The sequence below is a fragment of the Pseudoduganella dura genome (genome assembly GCF_009727155.1).
GTDB lineage: Bacteria > Pseudomonadota > Gammaproteobacteria > Burkholderiales > Burkholderiaceae_D > Rugamonas > Rugamonas dura.
The window spans coordinates 1,366,274-1,386,819 of record NZ_WNWM01000002.1 but is presented as its reverse complement, the minus strand read 5'-3'; the positions used below and the strand labels follow the sequence as shown (position 1 = coordinate 1,386,819).

12 protein-coding genes are annotated in these 20,546 nt (G+C 58.8%); all 12 read left to right on the top strand.

Annotated elements, in window-relative coordinates:
- The first annotated feature begins 69 nt into the window (after positions 1-69).
- The 12 genes from GJV26_RS06250 to GJV26_RS06195 all read left to right on the top strand — a co-directional run bounded on the left by GJV26_RS06250 (position 70) and on the right by GJV26_RS06195 (position 20,544).
- Positions 70-1,011 (top strand): glycosyltransferase family A protein, encoded by a 942-nt coding sequence (locus GJV26_RS06250; protein WP_155708072.1) that lies wholly within the window; start codon positions 70-72, stop codon positions 1,009-1,011.
- Positions 1,012-1,336: 325 nt separating this feature from the next.
- Positions 1,337-2,257, top strand: coding sequence for a beta-1,6-N-acetylglucosaminyltransferase (locus tag GJV26_RS06245; RefSeq protein ID WP_173346161.1), 921 nt, complete (start codon positions 1,337-1,339; stop codon positions 2,255-2,257).
- Between the two features lie 595 nt (positions 2,258-2,852).
- Positions 2,853-4,307 carry an O-antigen ligase family protein gene (locus GJV26_RS06240; protein WP_155708070.1) on the top strand — a complete coding sequence of 485 codons (1,455 nt, stop codon included), beginning with the start codon at positions 2,853-2,855 and terminating at the stop codon, positions 4,305-4,307.
- 134 nt (positions 4,308-4,441) lie between these two features.
- The gene (locus tag GJV26_RS06235) at positions 4,442-5,428 is read left to right on the top strand and encodes an acyltransferase family protein (RefSeq protein ID WP_155708069.1); all 987 of its coding nucleotides are present in this window, start codon (positions 4,442-4,444) and stop codon (positions 5,426-5,428) included.
- A gap of 1,033 nt (positions 5,429-6,461) precedes the next feature.
- A complete protein-coding gene (locus GJV26_RS06230) occupies positions 6,462-8,696 on the top strand; it encodes a heparinase II/III domain-containing protein (protein WP_229419188.1) in 2,235 nt (744 codons plus the stop codon).
- A gap of 495 nt (positions 8,697-9,191) precedes the next feature.
- Positions 9,192-10,196, top strand: coding sequence for an IS1595 family transposase (locus tag GJV26_RS06225; RefSeq protein WP_229419187.1), 1,005 nt, complete (start codon positions 9,192-9,194; stop codon positions 10,194-10,196).
- Positions 10,197-11,050: 854 nt separating this feature from the next.
- Positions 11,051-12,853: a DUF1800 domain-containing protein gene (locus GJV26_RS06220; protein ID WP_155708068.1), complete on the top strand. Its 1,803-nt coding sequence runs from the start codon at positions 11,051-11,053 to the stop codon at positions 12,851-12,853.
- Between the two features lie 7 nt (positions 12,854-12,860).
- Complete coding sequence (locus tag GJV26_RS06215) at positions 12,861-14,264, top strand: DUF1501 domain-containing protein (RefSeq protein WP_155708067.1); 1,404 nt, start codon at positions 12,861-12,863, stop codon at positions 14,262-14,264.
- Between the two features lie 334 nt (positions 14,265-14,598).
- The gene (locus tag GJV26_RS06210) at positions 14,599-15,891 is read left to right on the top strand and encodes a glycosyltransferase (protein ID WP_173346160.1); all 1,293 of its coding nucleotides are present in this window, start codon (positions 14,599-14,601) and stop codon (positions 15,889-15,891) included.
- A 313-nt stretch (positions 15,892-16,204) separates the two neighbouring features.
- Positions 16,205-17,419, top strand: a complete 1,215-nt coding sequence (locus GJV26_RS06205; protein WP_155708065.1) for a phenylacetate--CoA ligase family protein — start codon at positions 16,205-16,207, stop codon at positions 17,417-17,419.
- A gap of 51 nt (positions 17,420-17,470) precedes the next feature.
- Positions 17,471-18,538, top strand: a complete 1,068-nt coding sequence (locus GJV26_RS06200) for a glycosyltransferase family 4 protein (RefSeq protein ID WP_173346159.1) — start codon at positions 17,471-17,473, stop codon at positions 18,536-18,538.
- Complete coding sequence (locus tag GJV26_RS06195) at positions 18,535-20,544, top strand: heparinase II/III family protein (protein WP_155708063.1); 2,010 nt, start codon at positions 18,535-18,537, stop codon at positions 20,542-20,544. The genes GJV26_RS06200 and GJV26_RS06195 overlap by 4 nt, the downstream gene beginning before the upstream one ends.
- Positions 20,545-20,546 lie beyond the last annotated feature (2 nt).

Sequence of the window (20,546 nt, the reverse complement as noted above, 5' to 3'; positions counted from 1 at the left end):
GTTTGCCAATCGCCCACAATGCGCGCGCCGGAGCAGGAAGTCAATTATGCGAAATAGAGGTTTTTCATAATGTTATCGTTTTCCGTTGTTATCCCTTTGTATAATAAGGGAAGATATGTATATGACACTATCCAGTCGGTGCTGGGGCAAACCTATCGGCATTTCGAGATAATTGTCGTCGATGACGGCTCTACCGACGATGGACCTTCCATCGTAGGTGCGATCGACGATGAACGTGTAAAACTGATCAGGCAGCCCAACGGCGGGGTGTCGCGGGCGCGTAATCGCGGTATCGATGCCGCTACGGGCGACATCGTGACTTTTCTCGATGCCGACGATTGGTACGGACCATATTACCTGGAAACTGTTGCAGCGCTCGCAGCCGAACATCCGGAGATTGTTTTCTTTGGTTGTGCTTATCACCGGGCTCTGGAATATGTACCGGGCGATTTGTCCAGGCCACCACAGCCTTTGCCGGTTTCAGTGCAGAGTAATTATTACGAGTTGTTGCGCCAACATCATCCGGGGGTGCATACCAACTCAGTGGCGATCCGGCGCATGCAGCTGGCGGCAATGCAGCCATGTTTCCCGGTGGGCGAATCCCATGGGGAGGACCAGGACTTATGGTTCCGTCTGAGCGAAAAATTCACGCTCCTTTATTGTTCGGTAATGCTTGTGGGCTATCGGATCGATGTGCCCGGAAGTTTGATGATGCTCCGTCCCAAAGGCATGTTGCCTTATTTTGAACGTCTGCAGCAGCGCGCATTGAGCGGGCAGCTGACCGGGGAACAACGTCGTTCCGCATTAAGGCTGGTGGGGGATTCCCGCTCCGCGTTGGCACGCGAGTACCTGGAGTATGGTGATCGCGCCGAGGCATTCCGTCAATTACGGCTCGGCTGGCGCGCATGTTCCCAGCATTGGCTGATTTCCCTGCTGATGGTGGCAGGATTTTCGCCAAAAATGGCACTTCGGTTCCGAAAATGGCGGGGCGGAAGAGCACAGGCGGGTTAGCAGGAGGCACTTGTCACGGGAAATCAGTTCTGGCAGCGTTCGTATTTGTCCAGTCGCGTTGTACAGGCCCCACCGGAATGCATACCTTTTTTAACCCCGTTTGACATGAGCATCTCGCGCTGCGCCTTCGTCGTGACCTGCGATAACAGTTGCCGTTCAGTATCCACGACGAAATGGTCAAGCGCCCGGATACGCAGCTTGCAGCGTCGCGCCCGCCTGCATCGCTGGCACCGACAGCACGGCACGGCATTGCCATTGTCGGGCATGCTGATTTTCACTGGCCGCGAATGAATTGAATAATGAGGAAATAATGCGGATTGCTTATATGATACTGGCCCACGACCAGCCGGAACTTTTCGGGCGGCTTGTTGCTGCTGTCCATGCGGAGGACGTGGCAATATATGCGCATATCGATGCAAAAAGCGATCCCGCACCATTCGCTGCCGCATGTCCCGGCGTGCCGGTCGCTTTCGTGCCAAATCCGGTAAAAGTGAGCTGGGGCGGATATTCGCAAGTCGAATCGATGCTGCGATTGCTGGAGCAGGCCGTGCGGGCCGGTGCTCACGATTATTATATATTCCTCAGCGGTCGCGACTATCCCCTGTACTCGCATAGCCATCTTCTTGAAGTTCTGGGCCGTCACCCGGGCCGCAGCTATATGAACTTCTATGCTTTGGCGGACGGGACCGCTATGATCAACAAGATTCGAAAACATTGCTTCTACGATGCATATGCCATGTTGCCTACTCGCTTCTTGCAGCGCGCGGCTGGCAGGATCGTCAAGGAGATTTGCTCGCGCATGCCTGACCGGAAATTCATCGACGGCATGCAGCCCTACCGCGGTTCGACTTCCTGGTGCATCAGCCAGCCGATTGCACGCCATATCGTCGATTTCACGCATGAACCACGTAATCGCGGATTTATCGATTTCTTTCGCAGCGTTTCCTGTAGCGATGAGATCTTTTTCCAGACCATTGTCCTGAACTCGCCCCATGCATCCACGTTGAACCTGTTCGATGTGGATGGCCACCGCCCACCCGGCGAAATGAAGAACGAAAACAAGGCGTCGCTGCATTACATTGATTGGAACCCGGAACGCGAAGACCCCGCGATCCTCGTTGACCGCGATTTTGACCAGCTGTATGCATCCGGCAAGCTGTTCGCCCGTAAGTTCGATCATCGCCGTTCCGCCAGCTTGCTGGACAAGATCGACGCATCGAGAACATCGCAAGGTCGTGGGACTTGACTGCGGGCCGAATCATCGGCACCTGCACGCGCCTAGTATCCGTGGCTCGTAGTTGTTGCAAGAAAGAACTTATTTCTTATAATCACTAAATAATCGCATCATGAAATTACTCGTTGTCACTGTGATATGATCGAAAACGCTTGCAGTACACCGCAGTGTCATTGATGTCAGGCGCGACAGCTCTATAGCGCATCGCAGAAGGCAGTCATGGTCGGCCAAGGATGAACATCGATAACCGATCGCGTGATTGCCGGGCGGACCACGGGTCGGGTTCTGGTTTTGTTGTTCGATGCTTCGGCAAGTAATCGTATCGTCACAGTACGTTGCCACGAAATATCGGCAATGTAATTCGGCCGTTGTTCTGGTGGCTGCACCGGATAACGGATCGGGCGTTGCCGGCATGCCTCCGCTGTCTTTGGTATTCGCTTCCTTGCCGGCCGACTGTCGGGCCATGGGTATCGAGCGAGTCGTAGTACGGAATTTTTAAATCACTGGATGCCATGTGGTTAACATTTGGCACGTTTCACTGAACTGATACGCTGCAGGCTACGCCTGTACATTTTGTTCGAGAGCACTGTATCACCGAGATCCTGCCATGACTGAAATATTGCTAACCCTGATCGTTGCCCTCTTGGCATTCGCCACGCTGGGTTGTCTCGCACTAGCAATGCACTGGGGTAATAAGCGGGAGCATGGGCTTGTACCGTATGTTTTCTATGCAATGCTCGCAGCTGTCGCGCTCGGTATTGCGTTGTCGAGCCGCAATCTGAATCTCGGTTCGGATTTGCCGTCGATGGTGCCGGGCGGTAATCACCCGATCGCAACCTGGTTCAGCCGGTTGAGTTCCGTATTCGTGCTTCTGGCTTGTGGTGAACGAATTCTGCATCGTCTCGTGCACCTGCGCGAAGCAAAGCCGATACCGAAGCTGCTTGCCATCGGCTTTTGGGTATTTGTGCTGACGAATGTCGTTGCGCCGGCTTTTTTCGGCCGATACCCCAGCTTGTCGCATGAATATATCTACATGGCGTTGTTCGGCCAGTGCATATTGTTATTCAGCGCCAATGATGCCGAGCTGACGATAAAATCGCTCCGCAATGCCTGCCTGATGTTCCTCCTGGCCAGTGCACTGATGATGGTCATTCGACCGACGAAAGTCCTCGAGTTTTCTTACCACGGGCTGATCCCTTTCATGCCGCGTTATTCAGGCCTTGCCCCTGGACCAAACTCGATGGGGCCCTTGTCCGTCGTATGCCTGTTATGCCTGTGGCACCATCCATTCATGCGTAGCTGGCTGAATCGTTGCGCCTGGGCACTGGGTATATTTTCACTGTTGCTGACTCAGTCGAAAACCAGTTGGGTAGCTTTCATGCTTGCCGCGGCCTGTATTACTTTCTATCGTTATCGGCCCGTATTGGCCGCGCGCTTCGGAGATCCACGCAGGCCTGAACTGCCGTTGTTAATCATTCTCGCCGTAATGTTGGGATCGACCATGGTCGGTTTGCTCTTTATGTTCGGCGACGTCGGCGGTGCCATCGACCGGATGTCTTCGACGAAGGCCGGTGCCGATCTTGCATCCTTTACCGGGCGCGATGCGATATGGCGCGTTGCGATGGAGGAATTCTACAGAAACCCGATCTTCGGCCATGGTTTGACTATCTGGAATCTGCCGTTCCAGATCAGCATTGGTATCCCGGGGGCGGTGCATGCCCATAGTCAGTTCTTTCAAAGCGCATCGAGTGCCGGTACGGTGGGGTTGATCGGGCTCGGCATTTATGTGGCAATATTGCTTGTGTTATCGCTGCGTACTGCCCAGGCAAGTGGCGGTCTGTCAATAGCCTTGTTCCTGATCATTGTGATGCGAGGAGTCAGTGAAGTTCCGCTGGATATGACGGGTTTTAATCTGGATACCATGGCCCATTTGCTCCTGCTTGCAGTCTTGACGGCTTATAGGCTTCCGCAGGCAAAAGCCATCCAGTCGCCGACGGAGATGGAACCACAATGGCAACACCTCCCGCAGCAAAGGGAGAAGAGGACTGCTTTATATCGATGACAGTAGACAAGCGTTTGGCGTCGAGGAATTGTTTGGCAATAGCATTGCACTTGGCAACTCGGGCATGCCTTCCCCTTCAGGGGCAGCCGTTACCGGTGCCTGATATTAAAAGATTAGCAGAGGAACAGCAGTAGATGAAACGCGTTGAAGCGCTGGATATCGCTAAAGGCGGGGCGATTATATGCGTCGTGCTGGGGCATGTGGTGTCACGAGGTACTGTCCCGGGGGCGGAGTGGTACATGACGCTCAAATGGGCGCTCTATAAATTCCACATGCCTCTGTTCATGGCTCTTTCTGGCATAAGTTTGGGCCTGTCGTGGCGGCACCGGCAATCGTGGTCAGCAGTAGGGGAGTTGGTGGCCAAGCGGGTCCGCACTCTGATGATTCCCTACCTGCTGTTCGGGGTGATTATCGTCGGCGGTAAATTGTTTGCGCATCAATTTATGCATGTAGACAATCTTCCCGATGGTATGGTCAGTGGCATCGTGAAAATCGTGCTGTACCCGATGCAATCTCCCTCGGCTTTTTTATGGTATATCCAGGTTCTGGCCTGGTATTTTCTTCTCATTCCATGGATGTTGCAGATGGATGAGCGCCGCGTCCCATGGTATTTGCTGGGTGCCGGTATCCTGCTCAATCAGTTCCAGTGGCCTGAATTGCTCAATATTTCGGCGATCGTCGAATATATTCCGTTCTTCGCCGCCGGTATTCTTATTGGGCAGAACTGGAATCGCCTGGCGTCGGGCGTTCTTTCCACGCGCTATTTGTTGTTCTGGGTGGCACCGTTTGTCATCGCCATTGCCTATTGCATTCTGGTGGACTGGCTTCCGAAATGGTTTGTTGGAACGCTCTCGATTCCAGCCGCGTTGGTAGCTGCGCAAGCCGCCCGGGGCATCGTGGCCGAAAAACTGGTTTTCCTTGGGAATCACACGTTATCTATTTATCTGATGAACACAATCTTCATCGGCTTGATGAAGGGGATACTCTTGCCGCTGGTTCCCTATCGCGACGCCTGGTTTATTATCTATTTCGTTTTGCTCGCGCTGTGCGGAACAATAATGCCTGTGGTAATAAAATTAGCTCTCAACCGATTTTATCCGCGTGCGGCCGTATATATCTGACGATGTATGGAATGCCGAGGAGGGCAGGGGGCAGGCGCCTGCCTTCGAGTATCTTCAAGCTGAAGAATGCGGTGTTGCTGGCGTATGGCATTACGCCTTCGCCTCGATGCGGTCTGAAGCCTGGAACCATAGCCGCGCGATCCGGCCACTGGTTGTTAGCAAGATTCTTGGACGTCTCGCCGGTCCGGACGCCGGCCTGGACGCCAAACCGATGCCGGCAAGCCTGGCAATCGCGCAAGCTTTGACGGCCGGGAATGACCGGCGTCCGAACTACTGCGCGTCGATGCCTTGCCGGGCAGACTTACGGGCGGCAGGCCGTAGACATATGGCACGGTTCGCATTCTCCAGGTCCGAAAGCCCTTCCCGCAGACTTCGAAATGGACTTTTCGACCGTTGCTGCTGTCATGTCTGTCTGCTGTCCACGGTGCCAGGTGCTACGCAGCCCGGCTCTCCGCACCGAGGCGATATACAGCGCATTTCGCTGGGCCGTAGCTTGTGACGCGCCCGTGTGGTCTGGGCTGAAGACTCAATCTTTCCGTTCACCGGCGATATCGCTCGCCGAAAGGGCTGCCACGATGACGGCGACGGTTGTGGGGCCTGGGACGGTGTTAATTACTGATGGCATTGTCTTCTCTCCACTCCGGTTACTGCACGCATGCCTGCCGCCTGGAAGAGGCAGAGTTCCGTCGCCCGGCCCGGCCCGGGGGCGGACGGTACAACATGCCCGTGAAGTTGCATTGAAGAAATTTTTGTGTCCATGCGGGGCGTTGCGCCATGGGCGATACCTTCCGTATGCCGGACATCACCTGTTGTGGCTACGTGCTAGCCTATGCCGTCATGTCGCATAAGGTTCTTGACATTTTTGAATTGCCAATCTTTTTTTCGCAGAAGTGTCGTAATTTTGAGCGCTGACTTAGTTGGCGTACGGCAACCCAAGTATAATTGGGGCTTCCTGTGATGGCGCGCATGTCGAATGATCGTGCTGCGAGACTTTGCCACGCTCCTACCTTCCTATGTAGCGGAGAACCCCTAGATGACACAACTTTCCATACGAACCTTCGGCATGGCTGCGCTTACCACGGCGATGCTGTTCTGCGGTTCAGCACATGCAGACTGGGCAAGCTCTACGGATCCGCTCGTTGTCGCACCGAATCCATCGAACTTGCAGCTGCAGATCCAGAATCCGCCAACGTTCAGGTGGGCCCGTCATAGTACGAACCCGGCCTCCTACATCATCGAGATTCGCTCGGGAACGACCGTGGTGAAAACCGCGTCGGCGACGCGAAACTGGTATCTGCCGTCCGTGGCGTTGCCAAACGGTACTTATACGTGGCGCGTCAGGCCTGCCAATGGAACGATCTGGTCCGATGATCGCGGCTTTATCATCTCCGATGCCTCGAAGCAGTTTGTCGTGCCGGAAGACAGTGACTTGGTGAAGCGGATCACTGGCCGGGAGCGGCCGCGCAGCCTGCAGGAACGCATGCCCCTGTACAAGAACTGGGATGCCGCGCTGAAGGCGGAGCGTGGGCAATATGTGGTATGGCTGAGCAACGAAGTCATCCGTCTGGCAGCCGATCTGCCCCAGGCGAAGGATTCCGACTGGCCATTGGTGACTGGTACGTTGCAAACCGCGGCGAACGTTGCGCAGACGAGCGCCATCCGCTCGGCAATCCAGAAGCTCTCGCGCCAGCTGGAAGCATCATCGCTGCTGTATGCCATGACGAATGAGCAGCGTTACCTGACCGAAGCCATCCGGCGCGGCGACGAGATGGCCGCCATGAGCCCCACTGGTCCTACCAGTTATGTCAACCAGGATCAGGCGACACGCCAGATTGCGCTGATGCTGGCCAAGAGCGTGGACATGCTTTCGACCGGGCTCGATGCCCCGCGCCGTGCGCGCTGGCTCGAGATCGTTCGCGTGCGCGGACAAGAGATCTATACCCAGCTTTCCAAAAGCAAAGCGGACATGGATCAATACCCTCTCGACTCGCACGGCGGCACCAATGTGGGCGTCCTGGCGCTGACGTCCGCGCTGGTCATGGGCGAATTCCCGGAAGCCGAGACGTGGTTCCATTTCGCCTACCGGCACTACGTGTCTTCGCTCAGCCCATGGAGCGGCCCGGAAGGCGGCTATGCCAACGGTACGGCCTACGGCGAATACTCGATCGACATTTTCCTGCAGATATGGCAGCCGCTGGCACGCGCCACTGGCGTAAAAATGCTCGAACTTCCGTGGGTGAATGGTTTCCTGAATTCCTTCATGCAGTTCATGCCGCCTGGCTCGAAAAACCATCTGTTTGGCGATTCACATGAGTCGAAGCCGGAGATGAAGTTCATGAAGGCTCTGGCCTTGCGGGTGCCTACCCCCCAGGCGAAATGGTATGCACAGAACCTGACGAGTGGCGAAGATCCTGTCTCCTATCTGCAGGGCGAGTATCCAATGCCGGTAAACAAGGTCACGACCACGGTGGCGCCGCCGAATTCGGCAGTCTTTCCTACGATCGGCTGGGCGGCATTCCACAGCAACATGAGTGACAGCAACCGTACTTCGGTATATTTCAAGTCGAGCCCTTACGGTTCGTTCAACCACAGCCACGGCGACCAGAACTCGTTCGTGTTGAAAAAGGGGGGCGTGGCCCTGCTGACGGAATCGGGCTGGTATGACTGGTATGACTCTCCGAACTGGAACAACTGGTATCGCCAGACCAAGGCCCACAATGCGATCACTTATGACGGCGGCGTCGGTCAGCTGATTACCGGCTACCGCGAGACGAAGGCGAATAACGGGAAAGTCGTCTCGTTCTCCGATACCGGTGCAATTGGCTATGTGGCCGGTCTCGCCGAAGCTGCCTATGGCAAGGCGCTGACCAAGGCTGAACGTCGCCTTTGGTACGTCCGTGGGTCCGATGCCGTGATTATCCTTGACCAGCTGGCGTCGCCTGTTCCTCGCAAGTTCGAGTGGAATTTCCATACACTGTCTCCGATCGTCGCGGATGCGAACGGCAATGTCACGGTTACCACGCAAGGCAAATCGGTCTGTATTCGTCCGATCTCGACCGGCCAAAGCTTTGAAAAACGGGCTGGGGGCTTGGTTCTTGCCGGCAATGTCGAAGACCATGGCACGTACGTCCGCACCACTTCGGCAACGACGGCTGAGTTCCTGATGCTGCTGGACGTTGGATGCAAAAACCTCACAGTGCAAATGAGCACCACGGCAACCGGGCGCACGCTGAAGATCGGTACCCAAACCATTGCCTTGCCGCGCTGATCCAGGTCGGGTCGGACATTTTAGCTGACCGGTCTCATCAACACGGCCGCCTTCGGGCGGCCACCGGTCGCCAGGCCGGTCGGGCCTTGGCAACCGATGTCCTTGATCCCACACGGCGACGATAGTTGTCTGTCTTTTGACGTGGGACTGGCGAAGGGCTTGCCGCGCAGAAAAGTGGCATGTATTTCAAATCGCCCCCAATACCCCGTATTGGGGGCGATTTGCGTCTCGACTGCCACTTTCTGGAGCCATGTCCTCCCGCCGGAAGCACGCCGGCACTTCCTCGGGCATGGCGGGCGTAAGCATTCCCTGTTGCAGGGGGCTGCGCTACGCTGTTCGCCCAATGCCACGTCCCCGTCAGCCGGTAACCGCGCCGGCAGGCATTCGATCCGGCATACCTCGACGAAGGCGCTGTCAGCGCTAACTCAGGGAGCCAATCGAGTCAGACACTGTCTTACTCCTTGTTGAGGTAACTCATGCAGACGAGGAGCCAACATGGACTCCGCTGGCTTTGTCGCACTGTTTCAAGCACTTGCCCAGGAGCCGTTGACCGATCAACAGGTGGCCAGCCTGCGGAGTGGCTCACTGTATCGTCGTCGTATGGCGATTGTCTCGGCTTTCATCGAACAGGCGGCCGGCCAGTGTCCTTGGCCGCATTGCGGATGCCCGCGGCATTACCGCTGCGGCCAGGCCAATGGCCTGCAACGGTATCGCTGCATGGAATGCGGGCGTAGCTACAACGCGCTGACCGGCACGCCGCTGGCGCGGTTGCGGCATCGCGGCAAATGGCTGTCGTATCTGCAGTGTCTGCTCGACTTGCGCACCGTGCGCGATGCCGCCCGGCGCGTCGCCGTGGCCCGCTCGACGAGTTTCAGATGGCCTCACCGCTTTATCGCCGGAGTGCGCCGCGAGCGCCCTGCGCAATTGTCAGGCGCCGTCGAGGCGGATGAGACCTGTCTTCTGGAATCGCAAAAGGGTTCACGTCAGTTGAACCGCCCTGCGCGGCGGCGCGGTGGCAAGGCGGCACGCCCTGGCATCAGCCGCGAAATGGACTGCATCCCCGTGGCGCGCGACCGAGGCAGGACGACACACGAATTCGTTACCGGCCGCGGGCCTGTCAGTGCCTGGCAACTCGCGCCGCATCTGCTGCCTGTACTAAGTCGTGACGTTCTACTGATCAGTGACGGCGCAAAGGCCTATGGGACATTTGCCCGAGGGGGCCTTGTCACACACGAAGCGATCAACGGACGGGGTGGCATCCACGTCCGGGGCGCGATCCACCTGAACAATGTCAACGGCTGGCACAGCCGCTTCAACACCTGGTTGCGCCGCTTCCATGGCGTGGCGAGCCGCTACCTGGCCAACTACACGGGCTGGCAACGCGTGCTCGATACCGCCGAATGGACCCTTAGCGGCCCATTGGCTGCGAATCGGTGTCGCCAAAAACAGTTGCTAGAGACCAGGCTGCTAAAAGATTCCCTGCCTTGGAGCATTGCATAGTTAATGCGAACAGCGCCTCGACGAATGATCGAATCAAGGCAACTCGCTGTCCGCTCGTCTCCGGTACATGCACAACCGCGTGGATACGTACGTGTGGATGCTGTTGACCGCCCCAGTTCCACGCATTGCAAGTACAAGCCCGTGATCCGGCCCGGCCGGCGGCAACCTGTACAACCAGACCCGCTGCGTTGCCGCGGACCGCTTTCACCGCCAATGCCGGTCTATTGTCGGCCTGCGTTGTACCCGATCTGCCGCTATCTGGTCTTTACGAAATCTGCATTGGACAAGACAGCGATGGGGGTGTCGGAAATCGCAAGCGGGCGCGGTAATTTCTGCAGACTTTGGCTGGTGTGGTTATGCAACCCCCCGTGCCAAAGCGATATCACATTCTTATGGTTTGCGGAAGATTAGCCTCGTCCAATAGTGCAAACACGTCAACCCAATATTCGTTGTCAATAATGCATCGTCAACTAGTGTCGCCAATTCCCGACACTAAATGCGGTCTTCGTACTGAAAATTTCATTAGTGTGCAGGCATTTACCGCTATCTTCAGCAGAAGCACAAAGCCGCAAAAATACCCTGATATACACCGTGGAAATCACACAGCGACGGTAGGTCGTAAAATGAATCAAAAAACGTGTGGTAAAACAACAGTTACAAAATATTTTCTACTGTCAACATTCCAAGGCAATTTTCCATGAAGAAACAGATCAACTAACTTCTGCCAAAATACCTATTACTTCGCCCATAAAAATATAAGAATTTTAACTTTTAGTTTGGGTAATATTTGTTGCCAAACCTCAAAAGTACTCGGAGCTCTAGAATTCGCTCGTTGACAAACATATGAGGCAGGCATGACAAAATTGAGTTTCGGGAAACTCATGCTTATGGCTGGGCTGTTGCTGACAGGGTGTGGCGGAGGCGATCAGTCCGGGCAGTCGGATTCCCAGGCGGCGGCACAAGGATCGGGCAGCGTTACGAGCGCTACAGTAACGCAAGGCGCAGGCGAGGAGCAGAGCGTTCTTGAAGCCATCGGCGCAAAGATGGCCGGCGTGCGGCTGGCAGCCCGGGCGGTCGTAAGCGATGATCAACTGACGTTAAAGCAAGCATCCGCGTTCCTCAGCCGGGCGACATTTGGCCCGACAATGCCGGAAATAACGCGGGTGAGCCAGATTGGCATGAATGCCTGGCTCGATGACCAATATACGAAGCGGCAGATTCTGCATAAATGGTGGATGGGAAATACCGCACTGCGGCTGGTCCCCGGCGCCGTGCTCCATGAAAACCATTTCTTCCAGACGTTCTGGAAATATGCGATCGTCGGAGAAGATCAGCTGCGCCAGCGCGTCACTTATGCACTGTCGCAGATATTTGTCATTTCGTTCCAGGACGGCGCGGTCGGCATGTATCCCCGTGGCGTGGCGTGCTACTACGACATGCTCGGTACGAATGCGTTCGGGAACTTCCGCCAACTGCTGGAAGGCGTGGCAACCAGTCCGATGATGGGTATTTACCTGTCCCATATGCAAAACCGTCCGGAAAGCGACTCCACGACGCCGGACGAGAATTTTGCACGCGAATTGATGCAGTTGATGACGATCGGTCTGCATCAGCTGAACCAGGACGGGACAGTGAAACTCGTCAACCAGCAGCCGGTTCCTACCTACACACGCGACGACGTCGTAGGCCTGGCAAAGGTATTTACCGGCTGGAGCTGGGGCGGCGGAGCGCGTACCGAAAACCGTTTTCTCGGCATGTACAACTACTCGGATCCCTACAAGGATTGCCTGCCGATGCAAAACTATCCGACCTATCACTCGACCTCGGAGAAACGCGTGCTCGGCAGCGTCATTCCGGCCGGCGGAACCGGGGAGTCGGATTTGGCGCAGGCGTTGGACATGCTGTTCAACCACCCCAATGTCGGGCCTTTCATTGGCCGCCAGCTGATCCAGCGGCTGGTGACCAGCAATCCCAGCCCGGGGTATGTAGGCCGCGTGGCGGCTGCGTTTGCCAACAATGGCGAAGGCGTTCGCGGCGATATGCAGGCTGTTATCCGTGCAATTCTCACCGATCCTGAAGCAGCGTCGGGAACGCAATCCGAACTGGGCAAACTGCGCGAACCTGTATTGCGCCTTGCTAACTGGCTGCGCTCTTTCAATGCGCGGTCGACATCGGGCCTGTACGACATCTGGACGCTGGAAGACCCGCTCAACGGCATTGGTCAGAACGTCATGCGTTCGCCATCGGTATTCAACTTTTATCGGCCCAACTATTCGCCACCTCAGACAGGGCTTGCGGCAGAGGGCTACGTCGCACCGGAAATGCAGATTGCCGGCGAGAGTTCCATCGTGGGATATCTGAACTTTATGGAAATCGCCATCCCGTATGGCATTGGCCAGAACGCCAATATCAAGCCCGATTATGTCGCCGAGATCGGCCTGGCGGACGATCCCGAGGCCCTGCTCGACAGGATCGATCTGCTGCTTACCAATGGAAACATGTCGGAATCGTTGCGAGAACAGATCATCGCGTCGGTCGAAACGCTGCCGATTCCCCAGCGGGTCAATGCCCTCACGTTGCGCAACGCCAGGCTCAGGCGTGTTCACCTGGCCATTTACCTGACCATGGCGTCTCCTGAATATCTTGTAATGAAATAAGGCACATATGAATCACTTCAATTCACGTCGCCGGTTTCTCGCGTCGGCGCTCACTCTGGCCGGCCAGCAGTCGCTTCCACTTCTGGCAGGCCTGGGGGCTGCGGCGAATGCCTCCGCAGCGGACGATTACAAGGCGCTGATCTGTATTTTCCTGAACGGCGGCAACGATGCCTATAACACGGTGCTGGCATGCGATCCCGACTCGTGGCGGCAATACCAGCGCTATCGCGCCAGCGGTGCCAGTCCCATTGCACTTGGTGCGTCCGATGCGCTGCGGCTTTCGCCGGTCACCGCGCAGGCAGGGCGCGAATTCACGCTTCATCCCGCACTGGGTGCGCTGAAGAAAATGTTCGATGATGGCCGTGCGGCGATCGTGGCCAACGTCGGCCCACTCGTTCAGCCAACCACGGCCACAGCCTTTCGAAATGGTACGGCCGTATTGCCGCGCGAACTTTTTTCGCATAACGACCAGCAATCGGTCTGGCAATCGTCCAAACCCGAGGGGGCGGCATACGGCTGGGGCGGGAGGATCGCCGACATGGTGGCCGCCGGCAATTCGAACAATATGTTCACGTGCATTTCCACGGCTGAAAATGCCGTCTTTGTCAGTGGCCGGACCCTCACGCAATACCAGCTCGCGCCTGCCGGCGTGACTGCCATCCGCCCGATGACCACCACGCTGTTCGGTGCACACAACCACCCGCTGGCGAACATCATCACTGCGCCGTCGAACAACCTGATTGCCAAGGAATATGCGGCGACCACCCGTCGCGCGATGGAGGCCCAGGCCTACCTGTCCAGCGCGATGGCCGCCAGTGGCTCGGGAGGCATTCCCGAGCCGTCGTTGTATCCGCACCCGGTAACCGGTGTCGCTACCGTCAACCCGCTGGCTGTCCAGCTGCAGACCGTGGCACGGGTCATTGCCGGCCGTAGCAGCCTCGGCGTGCGCCGACAGGTTTTCTATCTCAGCCTGGGTGGCTTCGACACGCATGCCGATCAGATCGCGCGCCACGGCGATCTGATGGCACGCCTGGCGCATGCACTGTCGTACTTCGATAAGCTGTCCGGCAATATCATGGGAACGAACATGCGCGAGCAGCTGACCATGTTCACCGCCTCGGATTTCGGCCGCACGCTCGTTACCAACGGCGATGGCACCGATCACGGCTGGGGCGGACACCACATCGTGGCTGGCGGCGCGGTTCGGGGCCGGGATATCTACGGCGCGTTTCCAGCGATCGGTCTCGGGCACGAGCAGGAGGTGGGGCGCGGGGCCCTGTTGCCATCCATCTCGGTCGAACAATATGGCGCGACGATGGCAAAATGGTTCGGCCTGTCCACGAGCCAGTTGCGGGATGTCTTCCCGAACATCGGCAACTTCAGTCAATCCACCCTCGGATTCATGAGCTGATAGTGCAATGTGGTCACGCCCCGGCGCGGGCGGACCATTGAAAGTCTTCTAACAACTGCTGGCAATAAACGTTATACTTGTGTTAGCAAGATTTAGCGACGATTGCAGCCCGCTGGGCGTTATACGGCAGTTTCGCCACTGCTCGCAACCGTGTCCTGTCCGGCGCCGCCTGCGGCGCCCGGGCCAGTCCGCACCAGGGCGGCGCCCGTCATCCGAGAATATCAGGTCGGTCATCATGGATCCCGCTGGCGCTGGCCATGATGTAGTGGATGTCGGCGCGTGCGTTCATGCACGCCGGTCTGCGTCGTCGCGAAGCAAGTTTAAGGAAGACAGAATGCAACAAGAGCGGCAACCACAGCAGCATCCACAGCAACAGCCACAACTCGCACCGGCAGGCGATACGTCCAGCAGCGTTCAATCATCGCCGGTCAGAATTCTGCAGTTCGTGCCGGAGGCCTTGCCGACGTTCCGGGTGGACGTGGCAACCCTGTTCGGTAAATACCTGCCTCGCCATGGCGTGCAGTGCGACGTGGTCGGCATGCCTTCCCAGGCGGTAGCCGCGCAGCAGGGCTTCAATCGGGCATCCCGGCCGTCCTACCATGGCAGCCGGCTGCGCAGGGAGCTCGCGTATGGGTGGTTGTGCCTGCGCATGTTGCTGTCGGCGCGGCGGGGCGAATATGCCGCCGTCCAGGTGCGCGACATGGTCACGATCGGCCTGCTGGCATTGTGCGTGGCGCGCCTGAAAGGGATCCCGTTCTATTACTGGGTTTCCTACCTGATGAGCGAAGGGCGGGTCGAGCGTGCCGAGGCGAATCTGGCCCGCCGCCGAACCTTCCGCAATTATCTTGTCCTGCTGAAAGGACGGGCGGAAGAAGCCTTGCTGTACAAATGCGTACTTCCGGCTGCCGACCATGTTTTCGTCCAGAGCGATGCAATGCTGCATTATGTTCGCGACCGCGGCATCCCGGCCGAACGCATGACGCCGGTACCGATGGGGGTGGATACCGAGCTGCTGGAAGATCGCACTCTGGCGCCACGGCGTCTCCCGGGCTGGGAGCACGTGCCGCTGATTGCCTATCTCGGCACGCTGGACAAGGCACGCAACCTCGAGCGCGTGGTCGACGCGCTCGTGCTGCTGCGGGCCCAGCATCCGACGGCCCGCCTGCTCATGATCGGTAATTCGGCCACGTCCTCGGACGAGATTGAATTGCTGGAATATGCGAAACAGTGCGGGGTGGGCGACGCCATGCTCATCACCGGCTGGCTGCCATCGATCGAGGCATGGCAACTGCTGGCCGCCGCCGATGCCGCCGTTTCCTACATCCCCCGGGGCCGGCTGTACGACGTCAGCTCGCCGACCAAGTTGCTCGAATATCTTGCGCTCGGCATGCCTGCCGTGGGCAACGATATTCCGGACCAGCAGATCGTGCTGCAGAGCAGCGAAGCCGGTTGGCTGACGGCCAGTGAACCTGCCGCGATGGCCGAGGCGCTGGGCCGGATCCTGCGCGACCCGGAGGCTGCGCGCCGGCGTGCCGGCCGGGGCCCCGCGTTCATCGAGGCGGAACGCAGTTACCGCACCATCGCTGCACGCGTGGCCGCGCGTTATCGCGCACTGGCTGCGAAGTAGTCGATATACTGCTGGTGCTGCGCTGCACAATCCTTGCTGCCGGGCCGGGTAAAACGTTTATAATTAGACATGTAGTACGTACCGCCCGCTCTCGTAAGGTGCCAGGCATGTGGACCCGGCTTTTGGGAGCGGACCTGCAAGACAGCCGGACGGAAGTCCGTCTCCAGCCGTACCGCCGCAAGCACCCCAATATTTGTATTCCATAGGTTAACGGATGAGTTACATCGATTTTCTTGAAAAGAAATACTACGCGTACCGAAAGTACATCCCCGGTCGCGTGCTTTATCATCCAGCCTATTTCAAGGTAATGAAATTGCTGGACGCGGATCAGGAGACGATCCGCGCCGCCGCGGATGCCCGCTTGCGGCACATCCTGACAGTCGCGTGCACCCATGTGCCGTATTACCGCGAAACGATGAAATTGAGCGCGGCGCAACTGGCCAACGAATCGCCGCGCGAACTGCTGCAGCGCTTCCCCTATCTCACCAAGGCAGAGGTGATGAGCCGCCAGCGCGATTTCCTCGACGAGCGCCTCAATCCCCGCTTCCTCAACTACGTGACCAGCGGCGGCTCGTCCGGCCAGGGCATCGGCCTGTGGCGCAACAAGCGCCTGGCCGACATCGAGAAGGCCTTCCTGACCCACGAGTGGGGCAAGACCGGCTTTACGTTCGACAAGAGCATGTACCTGCGGATCGGAGCGGATGCGCGCCGGCAGGCGCATGAAGATCCCACGCGCGTGATCGGCAACCGCCTGATGCTGTCGCCGTACCATATGGACCCGAAGCACCGCAGTCATATCCTGAGCGCGCTGAACACGGTCAAGCCAGCCTACGTGCACGCGTATCCGAGCTCGGCCTCGGCCCTGGCCGAAATCATCCGCGACAGCGATCTGGACTTCAAGGTCAAGGCCGTGTTCCTCGTTTCCGAGCCGGTGACCCAGCAGCAGCTCGCGGCGATCGACGGCCTGTTCCATGCGCCTGCATCGATGAGCTACGGACAATCGGAGCGCACCAACCTGGCGTTCGGCGGTTACCAGGGCGGGCGCTACCTGCCGTACCGCTTCGAGCCGCTGTATGCCGTCAACGAAAACCGGGTGGAGGGTGCTTCGTCCGAGATCATCGGCACGTCGCTGTGGAACGATGTCATGCCGCTGATCCGGTACCGTACCAACGACTTCGGCAAGATCGATGCGAATGGCGTGTGCGAAGTGATCGACGGCCGCGAGCAGGAATTCCTGATCGACCGCACGGGTAACCGGATTCCGGGGCTGTCGGTCGTGATCGACGAGGTGACGTGGGACTTTGTCCGCCTGTACCAGATCCAGCAGAAGCGCCCCGGCGCGATCCGGCTGGCGGTGGTCGGCAAGCACGGGCCGCTGAGCGCCGAGCAGAAGGATTTCGTGCTCGGCGCGCAGCTCAAGCGCTGGGGCACGTTCTTCGATATCGATCTGGAGGAAGTGCAGGATATTCCCCTGGCGCCGAACGGCAAGCGCAAGCTGGTCGAAACCCGCGAGCGTACCGCGGCCTGAGGGCTCCCGGCAGTACCCGCCCCGGGTCGCTGCCGGTCTCCACGAATGAACATGAAGAAGATCCTAATGATCGGGACCCATCCCGATACGATGGGCGGCATTGCGTCGGTCATCAACGTCTACCGCGATGGCGGCGTATTCGATCGCTATCCGGTCGAATACCTGTCGACCCACCGCGACGGCAATGCCGCCGTCAAACTGAAGACTTTCGGCGGCGCGCTGGTGCGTTTCGCCTCGATGTTGCTGCGTCGCCAAGTGTCGATGGTGCACGTGCATACCGCATCGCGCGCCAGTTTCTGGCGCAAGTCGATGTTCATGCTCGGCGCGCGCCTGTTCGGCATTCCGTCGATCCTGCACTTGCACGGCGCCGAATTCCATGTGTTCTACGGCAAGGAAAGTGGTGCGCTGAAGCAGCACCTGATCCGCTCGACGTTCCGTCATGCGTCGCGGGTGGTCGTGCTGTCCGATACCTGGCGGCAGTGGATCGAAGGCGTATGTCCGGAGGCGCGGGTGTCGGTGATCTACAACCCGGTACTGGTGCCGCAACCCGCCCCCGACTGGAATCGCCGCACGCCGGGCCGTACGCTGTTCTTCGGCCGTGTCGGTCCCCGCAAGGGTACATACGACCTGCTGGGCGCCATGGCCACGTTGCCGGATGGGCAGGCGCTGTCGTTGCACATGGGCGGCGATGGCGAGGTTGAAAAAGCCGGCGCGGCGGCGGCGGAGCTGGGCGTGGCGCAGCAGGTCCGCTTCCTGGGCTGGGTGCGCGGCGATGCGAAGCGCCAGGCGTTGAGCGAGGCGATGATTTACGCGTTGCCGTCCTATAACGAAGGCTTGCCGATGAGCGTGCTCGAGGCCATGGCGGCCGGGTTGCCGATCCTGAGCACGCCGGTCGGCGGCATTCCCGAAGCGGTCAGCGACGGGGTCGAGGGGTTCCTGGTCGAGCCGGGCGACGTGGCCGCGCTCGCCGCCCGCTGGCAGCAATTGCTGAGCGATCAAGGGTTGGCCCGCCGCATGGGCGAGGCGGCGCGCCGCAAGGTCGAACAATCGTTTTCAGCCGAGGCGATCCTGCCGCAGGTCGAACGTCTTTACGAATCGCTGGGAGCGGTGAAATCATGAGTACACTGGCATGGAAGGTCAATCGCCTGAAATTGATGGGCGTGCCGGAAATCCTCTGGCGGGTCCAGCAGCTGGCGCAAAAGAAGGCCAGCAAGGTCGGCATCGGCCTCGCGCACACGCCGCCAGCCCCGGCCATGGCACGCTTCGGCGCCACGTTCATCGGCGATCCGGCGCAGGGCGTGGACGCCGCCGCGTTGCGCACCGCGGCCGATGCGATCCTCGCCGGGCGCTGGAATGTCTTCGCGATGCGCGGGCTCAACCTTGGCTTCCCGCCACAATGGAACCGCGATCCGAAGACCGGTACCGTGGCGCCGATGAAGCTGGGCAAGGCCATCGACTACCGCCGCGAATCGGTCGTCGGCGATATCAAGTACCTGTGGGAGCCCAGCCGGCACCTCGAGCTCGTCACGCTGGCACTGGCATGGCGCGCGACCGGCGACCAGCGCTATGCGGCCGGCGCGCGCCTGCTGCTGGAATCCTGGTTCGATCAATGCCCGTACCCGATCGGCGTGCACTGGACCAGTTCGCTGGAACTGGCTGTGCGCCTGTTGAACTGGGCCTTCGCATGGCAGCTGCTGGGCGGCGCCGACAGCGCCCTGTTCAAGGGCGACGACGGCAAGCGCTTCCAGCGCCGCTGGCTCGACAACATCTATCAGCACTGCCATTTCATCCGCGGCTACTTTTCGCGTCATTCGTCGGCCAATAATCACTTGTTCGGTGAATACATGGGCTTGTTCGTGGCCAGCGTGCAATGGCCGTGCTGGCCGGAAAGCGCGCGCTGGGAAGCCCTGGCGCGGCGCGGCATCGAGGCGGAGGCGATGGAGCAGAACTTTGCCGACGGCGTCAACAAGGAGCAGGCGATCTATTACCAGCACGAGGTGATGGACATGATGCTGCTGTGCCATCGCATCGGCCTGACGAACGGCGCCGGCTTCTCGGCGGCCTACCTGGAACGGCTCGAACGGCTGGCCGAATTCGTGGCGGCGCTGATGGATGTGAGCGGCAATGTTCCCATGACGGGCGATGCCGACGATGCCCAGATGGTCCGCCTGTCCTACGAAGCCGGCTGGAGCCCCTATCGCTCGCTGCTCGCCAGTTGCGCGCTGCTGTTCAAGCGCGGCGACTTCAAGCGCAAGGCTGGCGGACTCGACGACAAGAACCGCTGGCTGTTCGGCGCCGGCGGCGTCGGGCAGTGGGACGCGCTGGGCGAGGCGCCCGAACGGCCGGTATTGGCCTTCCCCGAAGGCGGTTATTATCTGCTGGGCAAGAACTTCGGCAATCCCGGCGAAGTGCGCATCGTCGTCGACTGTGCGCCGCTGGGCTACCTGTCGATTGCCGCGCACGGCCACGCCGATGCGCTGTCGTTCACGCTGTCGGCCGGCGGCGAAGAGCTGCTGATCGATCCCGGTACATATGCCTATCACACGCAAAAGGCATGGCGCGATTATTTCCGCAGTACCGCCGCACACAATACGGTGCAGGTCGATGGCCAGGACCAGTCGGAAATCGGTGGCAACTTCATGTGGTTGCGCAAGGCAAATGCACGCCTGCTGGCCCATTCGGCTGATGCTGATTTGCAACAATTTGAAGGCGAGCACGATGGCTACGGCAGGATGGCGGACCCCGTATTGCACCGCCGCATCATACAATTCGATGCAAATTGTAACGCTGTTGTTGTAAAAGATATATTAGAATGCCGGGGCGACCATGATATCGCCCTGCACTGGCACTTCGGCGAAAGCTGCCGGGTGGAGGCGGACGGGAACGGCCTGGTTGCGCATGGCCGGCACAATGGATTAAGGATGAGCTGTACGTTCGGCGACCGGCCCGAATTGTTGCGTTGCAGCGAAGCCCCCATCAGTGGCTGGATCTCGCGCAGGTTCGACGAAAAAGCCGCGATCACGACAGCCGTGTGGCGCGGCCGGATCGGCGGCACGACCGAGATCGAAACCCGGATCACGCTGGACGTGGCAGGCGACATCGCAAGCGGTAAATCAAACATTTAAGG

Bases quoted from the DNA above. Each gene is read 5' to 3' on its own strand.
- GJV26_RS06195 (WP_155708063.1), top strand. From the start codon at position 18,535: ATGAGTACACTGGCATGGAAGGTCAATCGCCTGAAATTGATGGGCGTG.
- GJV26_RS06230 (WP_229419188.1), top strand. From the start codon at position 6,462: ATGACACAACTTTCCATACGAACCTTCGGCATGGCTGCGCTTACCACG.
- GJV26_RS06240 (WP_155708070.1), top strand. From the start codon at position 2,853: ATGACTGAAATATTGCTAACCCTGATCGTTGCCCTCTTGGCATTCGCC.
- GJV26_RS06245 (WP_173346161.1), top strand. From the start codon at position 1,337: ATGATACTGGCCCACGACCAGCCGGAACTTTTCGGGCGGCTTGTTGCT.
- GJV26_RS06200 (WP_173346159.1), top strand. From the start codon at position 17,471: ATGAAGAAGATCCTAATGATCGGGACCCATCCCGATACGATGGGCGGC.
- GJV26_RS06235 (WP_155708069.1), top strand. From the start codon at position 4,442: ATGAAACGCGTTGAAGCGCTGGATATCGCTAAAGGCGGGGCGATTATA.
- GJV26_RS06220 (WP_155708068.1), top strand. From the start codon at position 11,051: ATGACAAAATTGAGTTTCGGGAAACTCATGCTTATGGCTGGGCTGTTG.
- GJV26_RS06250 (WP_155708072.1), top strand. From the start codon at position 70: ATGTTATCGTTTTCCGTTGTTATCCCTTTGTATAATAAGGGAAGATAT.
- GJV26_RS06215 (WP_155708067.1), top strand. From the start codon at position 12,861: ATGAATCACTTCAATTCACGTCGCCGGTTTCTCGCGTCGGCGCTCACT.
- GJV26_RS06210 (WP_173346160.1), top strand. From the start codon at position 14,599: ATGCAACAAGAGCGGCAACCACAGCAGCATCCACAGCAACAGCCACAA.
- GJV26_RS06225 (WP_229419187.1), top strand. From the start codon at position 9,192: ATGGACTCCGCTGGCTTTGTCGCACTGTTTCAAGCACTTGCCCAGGAG.